The organism is Candidatus Dadabacteria bacterium (genome assembly GCA_026708565.1).
In the GTDB taxonomy this organism is placed as follows: domain Bacteria; phylum Desulfobacterota_D; class UBA1144; order Nemesobacterales; family Mycalebacteriaceae; genus Mycalebacterium.
On sequence record JAPOUR010000005.1, the window covers coordinates 12,762 to 27,529 of the forward strand.

The 14,768-nt window shown below is 55.0% G+C and carries 8 protein-coding genes; 1 reads left to right on the plus strand and 7 read right to left on the minus strand.

The features are described from left to right. Positions 1 to 234: 234 nt before the first annotated feature. From OXF42_01170 to OXF42_01200, 7 genes are all read right to left on the minus strand, one after another. Positions 235 to 6,024: a putative Ig domain-containing protein gene (locus tag OXF42_01170; protein MCY4046710.1), complete on the minus strand. Its 5,790-nt coding sequence runs from the start codon at positions 6,022 to 6,024 to the stop codon at positions 235 to 237. Positions 6,025 to 6,148: 124 nt separating this feature from the next. Further along, positions 6,149 to 7,432 carry a dihydroorotase gene (locus tag OXF42_01175; protein MCY4046711.1) on the minus strand — a complete coding sequence of 428 codons (1,284 nt, stop codon included), beginning with the start codon at positions 7,430 to 7,432 and terminating at the stop codon, positions 6,149 to 6,151. Beyond that, positions 7,429 to 8,367, minus strand: coding sequence for an aspartate carbamoyltransferase catalytic subunit (locus OXF42_01180; protein MCY4046712.1), 939 nt, complete (start codon positions 8,365 to 8,367; stop codon positions 7,429 to 7,431). Before OXF42_01180 ends, OXF42_01175 begins: the two co-directional genes overlap by 4 nt. After that, positions 8,364 to 9,080 (minus strand): signal peptidase I, encoded by a 717-nt coding sequence (gene lepB / locus OXF42_01185; GenBank protein MCY4046713.1) that lies wholly within the window; start codon positions 9,078 to 9,080, stop codon positions 8,364 to 8,366. The genes OXF42_01180 and lepB overlap by 4 nt, the downstream gene beginning before the upstream one ends. 33 nt (positions 9,081 to 9,113) lie before the next feature. After that, positions 9,114 to 11,279 carry a RelA/SpoT family protein gene (locus OXF42_01190; protein ID MCY4046714.1) on the minus strand — a complete coding sequence of 722 codons (2,166 nt, stop codon included), beginning with the start codon at positions 11,277 to 11,279 and terminating at the stop codon, positions 9,114 to 9,116. A 24-nt stretch (positions 11,280 to 11,303) separates the two neighbouring features. Then, the gene (gene gmk / locus OXF42_01195; protein ID MCY4046715.1) at positions 11,304 to 11,906 is read right to left on the minus strand and encodes a guanylate kinase; all 603 of its coding nucleotides are present in this window, start codon (positions 11,904 to 11,906) and stop codon (positions 11,304 to 11,306) included. A gap of 33 nt (positions 11,907 to 11,939) precedes the next feature. Further along, positions 11,940 to 12,617 carry an HAD family phosphatase gene (locus OXF42_01200; protein ID MCY4046716.1) on the minus strand — a complete coding sequence of 226 codons (678 nt, stop codon included), beginning with the start codon at positions 12,615 to 12,617 and terminating at the stop codon, positions 11,940 to 11,942. 64 nt (positions 12,618 to 12,681) lie between these two features. On the opposite strand from OXF42_01200, the gene OXF42_01205 reads away from it, so the two are divergent. Beyond that, positions 12,682 to 14,736: a DUF2723 domain-containing protein gene (locus tag OXF42_01205; protein ID MCY4046717.1), complete on the plus strand. Its 2,055-nt coding sequence runs from the start codon at positions 12,682 to 12,684 to the stop codon at positions 14,734 to 14,736. Positions 14,737 to 14,768: the final 32 nt, after the last annotated feature.

Here is a 14,768-nt window from a genome sequence, read left to right on the forward strand (position 1 = left end):
AAGTCAAGAGGTCATCTCAAAAATTATTTAATTGCCTCTAACTCTCCGGCGAGCATAAAACACATAAAGCCCCACCCCTCTGGATTCCTTGTCAGGGCAAGGAATGACGGGAGGAAGGAATTGGATTCCTTGTCGGAGCAAGGAATGACGGGGAAAGCGGGTTCATTGGCGGTGGGTATTACAAAACCGGAAGAGAGGAAAAATCTAAAGGACGGGTTCACCGGAGACGGGCGGTCAGAACTCTCTGCTGAACCGCAGGTAGCCACGGTGCTCCGACTGGCTGGTTAGGCGTGAGACGGCTTCATAACCTGCGGTAAATCCGCCTGCCGTTTTCACATCCACACCGCCGGATTTGGAGGTTGCCGTTCCGCCTTCCATCTCACTGCGGGCAAAAACGGTCATTATTGAGCCATCAACAAGCGGAACGCCGTAGCCCGCTTCAATATCGTAACGCCGCCTGTCGCTTTCGGCGGAATCAATCTCCGCTATGCCCTGCTCCCACAACTCATCGCGCTTGTCATTGGTTGCGCCCCACTGCGGGCTGAAATTAACATAAGGCCCCGTTCCCCCGCTGTCGTAAGACCACGCTATGTGGCCCGAAAAGCCGTATTCATCCACACTGTCCGTGCCGGAAACAAGCGCCCGGCCGTTTGCATTTATGCGCAAGCCCGACCCCGGTATGTTGAAATTAATACCGACTCCGGATTCAAGACCGTCCCCGCTCCCCGAGTCTCCGAAATCGTAGCGGTATGCCAGAGATATGTCGCCACTGAAACTGCCAGACAAACCCACTTGCCTGCCGTAGCTGAAATCAAGCCCCCAACGCGCTGTTCCGCCGTCCGTCTCAAAACCACCGACGGAATCGCTTTCCAACATACGCACAAGCGCTACATCACCCGCCATATCTATGCTTATTTGTCCGTCGCCAACTTTTATGTTGCCCAAAAGCACACTCCCGCCGCCGCCGCCGGTGATGAGATTTATGTCGCTTTTGAGGCATTCATTCCCCAAAGGCCCGCAACCGCCGCCCTCCTTTGCAACCTCAACATCGCCCAATCCGTAACCCGCAGTTACCCAAAGAACTACGCGGGAGGAAGGTTGCCACCCCAGATACGGATGGAGGCTCCACGCCTCGGTCCTGTGCGGCAACACGGGGTCGCCGGGTTTGTGAAAATCTATTTTAGAACTAAACAGATTTGCCGACACGCCCAACAGCAGGCCGGGCGTTATCAGTGTGTCAACACCGACAATTCCACCGGTAACGCTGCCGTCAATGTCCGCCTCTCCGCTGCTTGTGTTAAGATTGCGTTGGTATCCGCGCCCCCAAGTCCTGAAACCTACTGACAAACCGCCGGTTTCATAATACGGGTCATCCCAATCCGATGATGCAACCGAAAAAGCAAAATCCGCCAAATTAATCTCCGGCATTTCCCCCCGCTCATTTTCACGGGACACCTCGGCGGCTAAAAACTGTCTCCAATCTCCGCCCTTTACGGAGAATGCGTTTCTTACGCCGCCCGAGAACGCTCCTCTGATGCTGTCCTGCAACGCGCCGGTCACGTCAGAGGCGATTGCCCGCGCAACCCTCGGCAATGTTTCCTCATTCGCCTCGGTAACAGTCTCCGTGACTGTGGTGGCTCCAAAAACCGCAAGGGTGAAGTTCATCGTATCCGTATCGCCGTCCGCATCGGTGGCGGTAACGGTGTATTCGGCGCTTGCGCTCGCAACGGTTGGTGCGCCGAGAATTCTATCGGGAGCGTAGTAGCGCAACCCGTCGGGAAGAGAGGGCGTTACCTCATAGGTTAATTTACCGTTGCCGCCAATCGCTTCGGGCAGGATGACAAAATCATACTCGCCAACATTGAATTCAAAATTGATTGCGGACGGCGCGTCAAAGGCGGGTTGTGTATCCTCCTCAACGGTAATGTAAAAAGAAAACACCTCCGTATCCCCGTCGCTATCTTGTACAGTCAGAGTGTGTCCGGTTCTCTCTTGAGCGGTGGTCGGCGAGCCGCTGACAGTGCGTGTATCAGGGTCAAAACTCAGACCGGCGGGCAGAGTGGCCGCATAGGTCAGAGCCCCGTCTCCGCCGGTCGCTTCGGGCAGTTGGAAGGCGGTTATCTCCGCGCCGACAATGAACACCTTGTCAATCGGGGTTGGCGAGCCAAAGTCCGGCGTGGCGTCCGCATCGTGCGGCGGTGAATCCAAAACTGTCAAACTAAAAACCATTGTGTCTGTGTCCCCGTCTTCATCCGTTGCCGTCAGAGTGTATGAGGTTCGCGCTTGAGTGGCGGTCGGAGTTCCACTGATACTGTGAAGGGACGTAACAAACCTCAAGCCCGCAGGAAGAGAGGGGGTTATTGTGTAGGTCACCGCGCCGTTGCCGTCATCCGCAAGTGGCAACGAAGCCCTGCCGAATCCATCACGGACAAACTCCATATCCGCAGTTTGCGAGCCAAAATCGGGTTGTGTGTCCGCAACGGCAATGTGGAAAGAAAACTCTGCCGCTTGCCCGTTTTCGTCTTCCGCCCTCAGGGTGTATTGGGTTCTTGACTGCACGACCGGAAAGTCTCCGCCGCAATTAGGACATTGGACAACGGCGCGCCGTTCAGCCTCAAATACTAACCCCGAAGGCAGAGAAGGACTTAATGAGTAAATCAAACGCCCCGTGCCGCCCGTCGCTTCGGGCAAGGGTAATCCGTCCGCTATGTTCCCAAGAGTGAATGTCCGGTCAATCGCGGCGGTCGAGCCAAATGTCGGTTGTGTGCTTGGATTCACAACCGTTATGTAAAAATAGTAAGTCCCACTGTTGCCGTCTCCGTCAACCGCCGTCAGGGTGTAGAGGGTTCTTGCCTGTGTGGCGGTCGGCGTTCCGCTAACCGCACGGGTGGCAGGGTCAAAAGCCAGCCCCGTGGGCAGAGTATTTGTTGAGTAAGTCAAAACTCCGTCACTGGTCGCTTCGGGCAGTTGAAAAGCGGTTATCTCCGTGCCAGCAACAAATGTCCTGTCAATTAAGGGCGAATAAGCAAAAGCAATGCCATCAATTGTGATGTGGAAAGTAAATTCCGCCGTATCACCGTTTCTGTCCGTCGCGGTCATGACAAGTCGGGTTTTTTCCTGCCCGCTGACCGGAGTTCCGCTGATTGTGCGCGATAAGGTGTTAAAGACCAGCCCCGGAGGCAGCGTGCCGGAGGTTATTGTATAACCAATCAAGGGCCTGTTGCCGCCGGTCGCTTCCGGCAGTTGGATGGGAGATATTTCCGCGCCGGGAGAAAATGTCATGTCAATTTCACTCACCGCACTGAAGTCGGGAGTTGTGTTTTCCTCTACGGTAAGGTGAAAAGTCCATGTTGCCGTATCGCCGTCCGCATCGGTTGCAGTCAGGGTGTATTGGGTTCTTGTCAGCATGGCTGGTGAATCAATGCCCAGCAAAAGGTCATGAGCCTCAAAAAACAATCCATCGTGCAGATGATGAGGAAAAGGATGAAAAGGGAAAGGCCCTGATCTCAAATCGGGCAGGGAAGTGCTACTCACCTCATAGGTTATTGCTCCGTTGCCCAACGCTCGCGGCAAGAAAATGATGTCCTCCTCACCGTATTGTCTGGGGCGGAGACCACTAATAAACACCGAGTCAATCGGGGGCGGTGTGCCAAAGTCCGGTTCTATGTCCGTAACCGTAATGTGGAAAGCCCATGTTGCCTGATCTCCGTTTTCATCGGTCGCTGTCAGGGTGTATCGGGTTCTCGGGAGTGCGGCTGGAAAGTTGACAGTAGTGCGAGCATACCTGTTGTCAGAAAGACCGAGGGACGGGTTTTGAGCATTAAAATTTAACCCCACAGGCAGGGCGGGGTTCACTGCATAAGTCAAACGCCCCGTGCCACCCACCGCTTGGGGTAGGAACAGACCGCCACTGATATTCTCAGGAGTGAATGTCCAGTCAATCGGAGCAGTTGAGCCAAAGGTTGGCCGCGCGCTTTCATTTACAACCGTTATGTAAAAATCGTAAGTCGCCCTGTTGCCGTCTCCGTCAACCGCCGTCAATGTGTATCCGGTTCTTGCTTGTGTGACGGACAGAGTTCCGCTAATTCGGCGGGTGGACGGTTCAAAAGCAAGTCCCGTAGGCAGAGCAGTTGTTGTGTAAGTCACACTCCCCACTCCGCCGGTCGCTTCGGGCAGTTGAAAAGCCGTCACACCCGCGCCGACAACAAACAACTTATCAATTACGGGCCAAGCAAAGGTGAGGTTTTCCACCGCAATATAAAAATCGAAGGTTGCTGAATTCACCCCGTCCGTTGCTGTAAGGATGTATCTGGTTCTCGTCTGCCGGGTAGTCGGCGTTCCGCTAATGCGGCGGGTGGTGGAGTCAAAAGTCAGTCCTACAGGCAGAGCGGTTGTTGAGTAAGTAAGAACTCCGCCACCGGTTGCTTCGGGCAACTGAAAAGATGTTATCTCCGTGCCGACAATAAATGTCCTGTCAATTACAGGCGACCGAGCAAAGACAATACCCTCAACCGTTATATGGAAATCAAAGGTCGCCGAATTAACGCTGTCCGTTGCCGTAAGCGTATAGACGGTTCTTTCCTGCGGGGTATTTGGCGTTCCGCTAATGCGGCGGGTGTCGGGGTCAAAAGTCAGCCCTATGGGCAGAGCGGTTGTTGTGTAAGTCAAAGTTCCGGCGCCTACGATTGCAGAGGGCAGTTGCAGAGGCGGAATTATTTCCGAACCAACGGTATATGTAACATCAATTTCAGGCAGCGAGCCAAAGGTAACACCCTCAACCGTTATGTAAAAATCGTAAGTCCCGCTGTTGCTATTTCCGTCAACCGCCGTCAGTGTGTAGCGAGTTTTTGCTTGCACAGCAACCGGTGTTCCGCTAACCGTGCGGGTGTCGGGGTCAAAAGTCAGACCTACGGGCAGAGCGGTTGTTGAGTAAGTCAAAGTTCCGGCGCTGACGCTTGCAGAGGGCAGTTGCAAAGGCGGAACTATTTCCGAACCGACGGTATATGTAACATCAATTTCAGGTGGTGAGCCAAAGGTGGGTGGCGAGCCAAAGGGGACACTCTCAACCGTTATGTAATAATTAAATGTTGCCGTATCCCCGTTGTAATCCTTCGCCGTCAAGGAGTATTGAGTTCGCGGTTGCACGGTAGTCGGAATGCCGCTAATGCGACGGGTGCGGGCGTTGAACCGCAATCCGCCGGGCAGAGCGGTCGTTGCGTATTCCAATGTCCCGTTGCCGTTGTTTGCCGCAGGAAGTTGTGTGTGGGGTATTTCCCCGCCAACGGTGAATTTCAAGTCAACTTCGCTTGCCGAATCAAAGTCAGGGTCTATGTCTTCCTCAATCGTAAGGTGGAAAGTATATGTGTCCGTATCCCCGTCGGCATCTGTTGCTGTCAGAGTGTAGGCGGTCCTTGGCTGCAAGGTGTCCAGCGGTTGATAGCTAAAAGCATAAAGATAAGGGGAGTGGTATGGACGAGGATCCCTAAACAACAGATTGTTAGGTAGAGGGCTTATTGTGTAGTTTATCGCGCCATTGCCATCGGTTGCTTCGAACAACTCAATCCTGTCGCTGAAACCGAATGCATCGCCAAGAAACAATATCTTGTCAATCGCGGTCGGTGTGCCAAAGTCAGGGGTTCTGTTCTCAACCGTAATATGAAAATCCCATCCTGTTTGATCCCCGTTTTCATCCGTTGCCGTCAGGGTATAGGCGGTTCTTTCTATGGTAGCCGGGAAAGCAACACCGGAAGACTTTTCAATGCGAAGGTTTCCGGCATCCAAACTCAACCCATGAGGCAATTCAGGGTCTATGCCATAAGTCAAACGCCCCGTGCCACCCACCGCTTGGGGCAGAGGCAAACCGTCCGCTATGTTTTCAAGAGTGACTGTATGGTCAATCGGAGTCGGAGAATTAAATGTCGGAAATGACCCTGTCTGCGCCCTTGCCTCTTGCCCGCCCGTTCCCGCAACAACGGAGAGCAGGACAGCCGCCACAAGACACCGGAACAAGAAAGACAAACTCATTTTCTCTCTCATGCTTGCCACCATAAACAAGACATTGCCGTTATTGTATGTGGATACGGGATTTCTTGTCAAGTTTCACCCCGGACCTTCACGGACTTGCACGGACAATTACGGACGGGCGGGTTCATTCCGAACTAAACTTCACCACCCCGCCAACAATCGTCCATTTCACCACACCCTTCATCTTCCACCCGTCAAACGGCGTGCTTCTCCCTTTGGAATAAAACCCCTCCGCATTTATCACCCGCTCCTCTTCAGGGTCAAACACCACCACATCGGCGGGAGCGCCCTCTTTCAGCATTCCCCCTCCCGTGCCGAGTATAAGCGCCGGAACGGTTGACATTTTCTCAACCATCCCGCTCAAGCTCAAAACCCCCTCATCCACAAGACGCAAGGAAAGAGAAAGGGCGGTTTCAAGCCCCACTATTCCAAAAGGCGCTTTGTCAAACTCAACATTTTTCTCATCATGAGAATGCGGGGCGTGGTCAGTGGCAATCGCGTCTATTGTCCCGTCCGCAAGCCCCTTCCAAATCGCGTTTATATCTTTTTGCGTCCGGAGCGGCGGGTTCATTTTCGCGTTTGTTTTGTAACCCCGCACGGCTTCGTCCGAAAGCGTGAAATGATGCGGCGTCGCCTCGGCCGTTACCCTGACACCCTCCTTTTTCGCCCGCCGGACAGCGGCAACCGAACCCGCCGCCGAAACATGCGCAATGTGCAAAGGTGCGCCGGTCAGGCGCGACAACGTGATGTCTCTGGAAACACAGATTTCCTCGGACTCCGCCGGTATGCCCCTGAGACCCATCAGGTTTGACACATACCCCTCGTTCATCACACCGTCCGCGGAAAGCGACATGTCTTCACAGTGCGATATGACGGGAACGCCAAACGGTTTTGCATATTCCATCGCACGCCGCAAAATTGCGGAATCAACCACGGGAAAACCGTCATCCGATATGGCCACACAACCGGCTTCACACATTTCCCCGATGTCCGCCATGGATTTCCCTTCCTCGTTTTTCGTGATCGCCCCTATGGGAAAAACCCGCGCCGAACCCTCCGTTCTCGCCTTCATCAGAATGTATTGAGTTACCGCCGCATTGTCATTGACGGGCCTGGTGTTGGGCATGCACGCAACGGCGGTAAACCCTCCGGCAACCGCGCTCAAAGTTCCCGTCTTTATGGTCTCCTTGTGCTCAAAACCCGGCTCGCGCAAGTGGACGTGCATGTCAACCAAGCCCGGAGCCGCAACCATGCCGCGCCCGTCTATGACCTTTATGCCGGGAAGTTTTTCCGCGCGCGGCGGAGGTTTGCGGATCAAGCCGCCCTCAATAAAAATCCGCCCCGTTTTGCTTCCGTCCCGGCTTGAAGCGGGGTCAACTATTCTCGCCCCTTTGATGAGTATCTTCACGAGTTGCCTCCCGACCGCCTTGCGCACAGCAGATACAGTATCGCCATCCTCACAGATATTCCGTTTGCCACCTGCTCCAGCACCTCGGAGCCGGGCCCGTAAGCCACTTGAGAGGTCAGTTCAACGCCCCTGTTTATAGGCCCCGGATGCAGGACGGCGAGCCCCGGCGGCGCAAGTTTGATGCGCTCTTCCGTAAGGCCGAAAAACTTGAAATACTCTCTGAGCGAAGGGAAATAGCGGTCGCTCTCCCTTTCAGACTGCACCCTCAGCATGATAACAACATCCGCGCCGGGCAGGGCTTCCTCCATTGAGTGAAATATGTCCACCCCCATCGCCGAAAATTCCGCCGGCAGCATTGAGCAGGGACCCGCAATGCCGACGGACGCCCCCAGTTTCAAAAGCGCGTGTATGTTTGACCGCGCAACCCTGCTGTTGAGTATGTCGCCCACAATTACAACCCTGAGCCCCTTGATGCGCCCCTTCGCCCGCCGGATTGTAAGCATGTCAAGCAACGCCTGACTCGGATGCTCATTCGCGCCGTCTCCGGCGTTCACAACGGAAACCCCTATCTGCCGGGCAAGAAGGTGCGGCGCGCCGGACATGCCGTGCCTGATGACTATCACCTCCGCCCCCATCGCCTCCAGATTTTTCGCCGTGTCCAGCAGACTCTCGCCCTTTGCCACACTGCTCTGGGAGACGGAAAAGTTCAACACATCGGCGCTCAGCCGTTTCTCCGCAATTTCAAATGACGCCTTGGTGCGCGTGCTCGGCTCAAAGAAAAGGTTTGCGACCGTTACTCCCCTGAGCGCGGGAACTTTCTTCACCTTGCCCCCGGTGGACTCCTTCATTGAAGACGCGGTCTCAAGAATAAAGTTGATTTCCTCCGCCGAAAGGTCCGCTATTCCCGTCAAATCTTTTTTGTCAAAACCGGTCATTTAATCTCTGAAAAAATTCTCTCCCACCTCACCTTCGGAAGAAGGGAGTTTTTGAAACTCCACGACCAGTGAACAATAACGGCTTTCCCCACCACATCGCGCCCGGAAACCGTTCCCCACAAACGGCTGTCCTGACTGTTGTCGCGGTTGTCGCCCATAAGAAAAACATGCCCCTCCGGAACGCGGAACGCGGACGAGGCAATTCCCTTGTAGGTTGAGGAAAGCCCCTTGCGGTAAATCACGTTGACGCTCTTTTCCCCGAACCTCTGCAAATAGCGCTCAAACGCCGCGCCGCCGTCCGCCGTGTGAGAGCCCGCGTAAGACTGCGTTACCTTGGAGCCGTTCACAAATATATCCCTGCCCCTCACCTGAACCGCATCACCGCCGGTGGCGACAACCCTTTTGATGAAATAGTTTTTCTTTCTTTCTCCGGGGCGCTCCGCTCTTTTGAAAACCACAACATCCCCGCGCTTAATTGCGCCGCCGTCAAAAATTTGTATGCCGGAAAAGGGAATCCGCGTTCCGTATGCGAATTTTTTGACGACTATGTAGTCTCCCACGAGAAGCGCGGGCTCCATTGAGGAGGACGGTATCTTAAAAGGCTGGAAAATAAACGCCCTGACCGTGAAGGCGAGCAGGAGCGCCAGAAGAACTGATTCCACATTCCGCCGCAAGGACGATTTGGAATCTTTGCTTAAAAAAAAACCGGACATACGCCGCCGCCGGACTGTTACCCTAACCGTTTGTTACCTGAGCGCAAGAGCCCTTCCGCATCTTTCAACGGACACAACCCCCTCAAGCAGTGAAAGCGAATCAATAACCTTTTCAAGCAACCCTATGTTTTCCACCTTCAACAGAAAGCCGTACCGTCTTCCCTCTTCACGCCGGGTGAGTTTGCCCGTTACCTTTTCCGCGCCGAGAGACGCCACGGTTTCCTCAACCTCCGCCGCCACATCATCGCTGTCGGCGCATACAACGGAAAGCCCCGTTGTCGCCTTGCCCTTGAAGTCATCCCGCCACTCCACGCGCACGGCGGTTTCGCCCTCCCCCGCGCCGCTTCCGCCCTCCTCGCACGCCGATGAGTGAACAACCACCCCGCTCCCCCGCGTTATGCGCCCCACTATGGCTTCGCCCGGCACGGGAAGACAGCACGCCGGAAAGCGGGTAATCACGTATTCGTCTTCAACCGATATCATTTTTCTGCTTTCAGGGTCGGCGACCTTTTCAAGAATTTTCTCTATTCTTCCCATCTTTTCGGGCTCAATCTCAAAGCCGGGGTCAAGGATTTCCAGCAGACTTCTCGCCGAGGCGGCGCCGTAGCCGACCATGCGGAAGAAATCATCCGGGGTCCGGTGGCCGAGTTTTTGAAGCGATTTGTCAATCTCTCCGGACGCTACCATCTCGGAGAGATTTTTGCCTATTGCGGCAAGCCGCCTCTCGCATATATTGCGCCCTATGTCCAGAGAGCGCTCCCGCTTCATTCCGGACAGGTATTTTCTGATGCGCCTTTTCGCCTCCGGAGTTACCACCGCGTCAAGCCACTCCTCACATGGGCGCGCGTCCGGCGAGACCTTTATCTCAACTATGTCGCCTGTTTTGAGAGGTTTGAGCGGCGATGACGGCCGCCTGTTTACAATCGCCTCCAGACAGCGGTTGCCGATGTCGGTGTGGATTCTGTAGGCGAAGTCAAGCGCGCTTGAGCCCACGGGGAGTTCTATGAGTTCCGCCTTGGGCGTGTAAACGTATATGACGCTCGGCTCAAGTTCCGCCTTCAGGGAATTTATAAAGTTTGCCGGATGAAACGAGTCTTCCGAACCCGCAAGGTCGCCTATTCGCGAGAGGCTGTTTCCCGCCGCCGTGTCGGGGTTCGGTGAGTTGTCCTTGTATTTCCAGTGCGCGGCTATTCCCTTTTCGGCAAACTCGTGCATGGAATGCGTTCTTATCTGTATCTCCATCTGCTCTCCGTCGGGAAGCATGACGGCGGTGTGAAGAGACCTGTAGCCGTTGCTCTTGGGAAGCGATATGTAGTCTTTAATTTTCCCCGGCACGGCTCCCCAGAGCGCGTGAGACTCGCCCAACGCGAGATAGCAGTCGCCCTCTGAGTGTGTTATCACGCGAAGGGCGATGATGTCATGAAGTTCGGCAAACTCCAGATTCTGCCACCTCATTTTGCGGTATACGCCGTAGATGTTTTTCACCCTGCCCGAAACTTCGCAGTTGATTTTCGCGGCGGAAAGCCGCTCTTGCAGGCTCTTCCTTGTTTGCTCCATCTTGCGCTCGCGCCCCCTTTTTCCCTTGCTCATCTTCCGCTCTATTCTTGCGTATTCGCGGGGGTTGAGGAATTTGAAAGAGAGGTCTTCAAGTTCCGATGCAAGCCACCCGATGCCGAGCCGGTGCGCCAGCGGGGCGTATATGTCCATGGTTTCCCTCGCGATTCTTTTCCGCCTTTCGTAGGGAAGAAACTCAAGCGTTCTCATGTTGTGAAGGCGGTCTGCAAGTTTTATCAGGACAACCCTCACGTCCCTCGCCGTTGCAAGAATGAGTTTTTTAAAATTCTCCGCCTGCCGCTCCTCGCTGCTTGAGTGCGACAGTTTGGTCACCTGGGTGGTTCCGTCAACAAGGCGCGATATTTCATCGCCGAACATCTCCCTGATGTCCTCCTGGGTGGCGAGGGTGTCTTCAACCGTGTCGTGAAGCAACCCGGTTGCTATGGTGTGGGTGTCAAGCCCCAGTTTTGCGAGGATAAGGGAAACCTCAAGCGGGTGGCTGAGGTACGGCTCTCCGGAAGACCTTTTCTGCCCCGCGTGAACTTTGGCGGAATACACATACGCTTTGTTGATGAGGCCAACGTCCGGTATGGACAATTCGCGGGATGCTCCCGCCTCATCTATTATGTCGCCCAGCCGTATCATAGCGCCCGCCGCCGTTTCGGGCTCTCACCCCGAATACTCCTTCTTCACGTTGTCTATGCGCTCCTTGCGCGTTCTGAAAATCTCTATCGCGGACTCTATCTCCCTTTGCGAATCCTCAATTGTGTTGTTAACGATTATGTAGTCGTATTGGTCTATGACCGAAAGTTCCTCTCGCAGAGAGGCAAGCCGCTGAGATATGCTTTCGTCCGTCTCTGTGTTTCTTCTTTTCAGGCGGTTTTTGAGTTCGTCAATGCCCGGCGGAACGACAAAGATAAGAACCGCTTCGGGAAACCTTTCCTTTATGTTTTGGGCTCCTTTCACATCAACATCCAGAATCACGTCCGTAGTTCCCCCGGAGGTTGAAGACGCCTTGTTGATCTGATTCCACGGAGTTCCGTAGAAATTGCCGTGAACGTCCGCCCATTCGGCAAAGTAGCCCTCCTGCACGCGGCGCTCAAAGGTTTCGCGGTCAACAAAATCGTAGTCGTGCGCGTCGTTTTTGTCTTGCGGTCTCTCCGGGCGGGTGGTGCAGGAGATGGAAAACTCCACCTCCGGCATAACATTCCTCACATGTTGAACCAGTGTGGTCTTTCCGCTTGCCGAGGGGCCTGAGATTACAAATATCATTACGGGCGCAATTATATAGCAAGAGCGGCGGACTTAAAAAGAAGCCAGAACGGCGGCGTTCAGTTGAAGGGCGGAGTCAACCGCCATATCCGCGCCCGAAAGCATTTCGCGGGGATGGGAATTTGCCACCGCAACACACCTCATTCCCGCCGCCGCCGCCGCCTCTATCCCGTGAACCGAATCCTCTATAACGAGGCACTCTCCGGGCATGGCAGGCTCATCAAGCGCCCTGCTCAGGTTAATCCCCCTTAAGGCGCGAACAAACGGTTCGGGGTCGGGCTTGCATTTTTCGCAATCCTCGGCGCTCACAATGCACGGGAAAAACCCAAGCAGCCCGGCGTGTGAAAGCACGGCCTCTATCTCTTTCCTCAAAGCCCCGGACGCAATCGCAAGGGTGAAACCTTCGGACGCGAGAGACCTTATGAGCGCGTCCACCCCTTCAAACAGTTCGCACCGGGCAATTTCGTTTTCCGTCAGGAGAGACTTCTCCCGCACCAGCGCGGAGACGGTTTCCCCGCGCGCGTCCTTTCCGTTTTCAGCAAGCAGGGTTTCAAAGAAGGCTTTGTCATCAAGGGCGAGATAGCGGGAGAAATAGTTTTCGTCCGAAAAACTGATTCCCAAAGGGGCAAGCGTCTTGCGGAAGGCTTTCATGTGGATTGCCTCGGTGTCGGCAATAACGCCGTCAAAATCAAAAATTACGATCTTTGCCATAGAATTACTCCGCCTGTTCCCGCCCGGAAAGAATACACGGTAAAATGTCCGCTACCGGTCTGATATGGCAACATCAAAAAGACAGAGAGACAAAACCGCCGAAACCGCCGCTCCCTCCGGAATGCGGAAAGAGTTGCCGTTTGCGGTTGCGATTGCCGCCGCCGTGTTTGCGGTTTACGCCCTCACCGCGCCGCAAACCGTTACCTTTGAGGATGACGGCCTGTTCATTATGGCAAGCGTTGACGCCGGTGTGGCGCACCCGCCCGGATACCCTCTTTACACCCTGCTGGGTCATATTTTCTCCCACCTGCCGTTAGGCTCTCCGGCGTTGCGGATACACCTGCTCAGCGGACTGCTGGGGGCGCTTGCGTGCGCGACACTGTTCCTTGCGGCGAGACGGACGGGAGCGCCGCGCCTGTTTGCGGTTGCGGCGGCGGCGGCCTACGGGGTGTCCGAGCATTTCTGGTCTCAGGCAATCATCGCCGAGGTTTACACCCTGAACGCGCTGCTGACCTTTGCCGTATTGCTCTTCTGCCTGAGGGCGGCGGAGAAAGACGGGAAGCCGGAACGCGAGCTCAGTTTTGCCGCCTTGTGTTTTGGTTTGGGGCTGGCGAACCATTTGCATTTGATGACGCTTGCCTTTCCCGCTTTTGCCATACTGCTGCTGCCCCGGTGGCGGCTTGTGGCGGGCGGTCTGCCGCGCCTGCTGGCGATTGCGTTTTGCACAGCGGGCGCGCTTTACCTGTGGATGGTCTGGCGTTCATGGCAGCCGGGGCTGATTGCCTCCTACGGCCCCGTCGGCAGTCTTGAGGATTTCTGGTATTACATCAGTCGGCAGGGTTACGGCAGTGTGGACGCCAGCCCCAGCGCGGGTTTGGCGGACAAGGCGGGGTTTGCGTGGTATTTCCTGAAGGAATGTATTTTCCTTTTCACCCCAGCGGGCGCTTTGCTTGCGCTTGCCGGAATTCGCCGACTTTACCGCGAGGGGAGAAAAACTCTGATTGCGGCGACCGTCTGGATTTTCTTCGCCCACAGTTTGCTGCTTATTCTCGCCCTCGGCATTGACTACGATTACATACGGCTCGCCATCTTCCGCCCCTATCCTCTTATCGCCTACGGCGTCATGGCTTTGTGGATGTGCCACGGCCTTGTTTATATCCGGGATGCGGTTGTTCATCCTCTTGTCCGAACCCTGCCCGCGCTTGCCCTGTTAATTCCCGTGTTTGTTCTGCACAAGAATCTGGACGTCAACAACCGCAGTCAGGACCGCTTTGCCGATACCTACGGCAGGATGATACTGGGGGGTCTTGAGCCCGGAGCCGTGTTGTTTGTGGTGGGCGATAATGACACCGCCCCTCTGGGTTATCTTCACCACACCGAGGGCGTGCGTCCGGATGTGGAACTCATCAACACTCAGGGGCTAATTTTTCCAAACCGCCTTTTCATTCCCACCACAACCACCGAGCGCAAGAAGAAGGAATCTTTCCAAACATTTATGCGCGGCAACACCCGCCCCGTTTACACCGTTACCCGGAGCAAAGACATACCCAATCCGGGCGGCATAGCCCATTTTGGTTTTTACCGGAAATTAAACACTCAAAAGCCGCCGGGCACGGTTACCCTGAACGGTCTTTTTGACAGGCGTGTTGCCGATTATTTTAATTCCATTTCCCTCAGTCCCCCGCCGCAAGACCGCTGGAATCGCGCCCAGCACGGCATACTAATGGGGCAATACGGTTATTTTCTGGGCTACGCCATGCTGTCTCAAGACCCGGCGACAAAACGCGCGGTTGCGGAAAAAATTAAAAGTCTGGAGAGGCATTATCAGGGTCTTGCCGCCGCGGCTGAGGTGTTGATAAAGAATGCGGGCGACACCGGGCAACTGGCAATGGCGCGGGAGTTGCTGGAGCGGGCGGAACTTTCCGTTGATGAGACGCTTATCACGGAAATGCAGGGGCGGCGTTATTACCGCCTCGGCCTACTTGCACACCGTCAGGGTGATAGCGCGGAGGCGCGGAGGCAGTTTGCCAAATCTCTTGAGGTTTATAACCATCCGGCCAATCCTTCGCTTGACCGGGAAGCGTTGAAAAGATTCAGGCCGATTCCGGCGGGGAATTAATTTTTGCTTTTCCGTCATTCCTTGCTCAGACA

What these genes read in the sequence shown, in the direction of transcription:
- OXF42_01170 (MCY4046710.1), bottom strand. Translation starts at nt 6,024, where the DNA reads ATGAGTTTGTCTTTCTTGTTCCGGTGTCTTGTGGCGGCTGTCCTGCTC.
- OXF42_01180 (MCY4046712.1), bottom strand. Translation starts at nt 8,367, where the DNA reads ATGACCGGTTTTGACAAAAAAGATTTGACGGGAATAGCGGACCTTTCG.
- lepB (MCY4046713.1), bottom strand. Translation starts at nt 9,080, where the DNA reads ATGTCCGGTTTTTTTTTAAGCAAAGATTCCAAATCGTCCTTGCGGCGG.
- OXF42_01190 (MCY4046714.1), bottom strand. Translation starts at nt 11,279, where the DNA reads ATGATACGGCTGGGCGACATAATAGATGAGGCGGGAGCATCCCGCGAA.
- gmk (MCY4046715.1), bottom strand. Translation starts at nt 11,906, where the DNA reads ATGATATTTGTAATCTCAGGCCCCTCGGCAAGCGGAAAGACCACACTG.
- OXF42_01200 (MCY4046716.1), bottom strand. Translation starts at nt 12,617, where the DNA reads ATGGCAAAGATCGTAATTTTTGATTTTGACGGCGTTATTGCCGACACC.
- OXF42_01205 (MCY4046717.1), top strand. Translation starts at nt 12,682, where the DNA reads ATGGCAACATCAAAAAGACAGAGAGACAAAACCGCCGAAACCGCCGCT.